Annotated in this window: 1 pseudogene; it reads right to left on the reverse strand. The window is 67.1% G+C overall.

The features are described from left to right. Window positions 1-31: 31 nt before the first annotated feature. Window positions 32-1,122, reverse strand: a pseudogene (locus tag OP79_RS50300) (integrase core domain-containing protein). Window positions 1,123-1,215: the final 93 nt, after the last annotated feature.

Genomic DNA, 1,215 nt, shown 5'->3' on the forward strand with positions numbered 1-1,215 from the left:
CTGCGGGTGCCGATTATTACGTCCGTGCCGGTCAGGCGGCGTGTGTGTACTGGTGGAGGAGGCCGCCGAGTCGATCACGTCGATGGACGTCCAGTCGGTCGAGCCGCTCGGGTTCGGTGATCGGTTCGGGACCGGTCGCAGGGGTGCTGCGCTGTGCAGGGTGCGGTGGGGCCGGTGCTGGTTGTAGAACACTTCGAACTCGGCGAGTGTGGGGAGCAGGTGGGGCAGGTTCCAGATCAAGGTGCGGTCGAGTAGCTCGTGTCGGCAGGTCTGCACCCAACGCTCCATGATCGAGTTCATGCGGGGGATGCGGATGCCGGTGGTGACGATCTCGATACCCTCGGCCTCGAAGACGGCGTCGAACGCGCGGGTGTACTTGCCGTCGCGGTCCCTGAGCAGGTGTGTGACGGTGGCGCCGGCGTCCTGAAGGTCCATGACCAGGTTCCTCGCGGTCTGGGTGACCCAGTCCGCGGTGGGGTGGGCTGTCGCGCCGAGGATGCGGATGCGGCGGCTGGCGTGCTCGATGACGGCGAAGACGTACACGCTCGTGCCGTTCAGGGTGGTGGCGGTGAAGAAGTCGCAGGCCAGGATCGCGTGCGCCTGGCTGCGCAGGAAGGCGGCCCAGGTCTGGCGGTCACGTTCGGGGGCAGGCTGGATCCCGTGCTGCTTGAGGATCTCCCACACCGTGGAAGGGGCGATCTTGATGCCGAGGGCGGCGAGTTCGCCGTGGATCCTTCTGTAGCCCCATCCGGAGTTCTCCCGCGCCAGGCGCAGGACGAGAGCCTGGATGCTGCGACGGGCCGACGGGCCGACGGGCCGTTTGCGCCGGGAGGCGTCGGCGTGGCGGCGGTGCATGAGATCGCGGTGCCACCGCAGGATCGTGTCCGGGGAGACGATCAGGTGCAACTGCCGCAGCTTGGGCCTCGGGAGCCGGTGGAGGAGCGCGGCAAGGAAGGCGCGGTCCGCCGTCGTGACACGCGGCCTGTCGGTCTGGCGCTGCAGGACGGCCAGCTGGTGGCGCAGCGTCAATATCTCGATGTCCTTGTCCACGTCGCTCATCGGCAGGAGCCGTATGAAGGCGAACACGCTCGACACAGCGAGGTAGGGCAGTCGTAGCAGCACGATCGATCAGCCTGACACGCCTGTCCGCCATCCATCGGCCGCCTACAAGAACCTGCACGTCACAGACCATGGATGGAATTTTCGACACCCGCA

Source organism: Streptomyces yerevanensis (assembly GCF_000716805.1).
Taxonomy (GTDB): Bacteria; Actinomycetota; Actinomycetes; order Streptomycetales; family Streptomycetaceae; genus Streptomyces; species Streptomyces flaveus.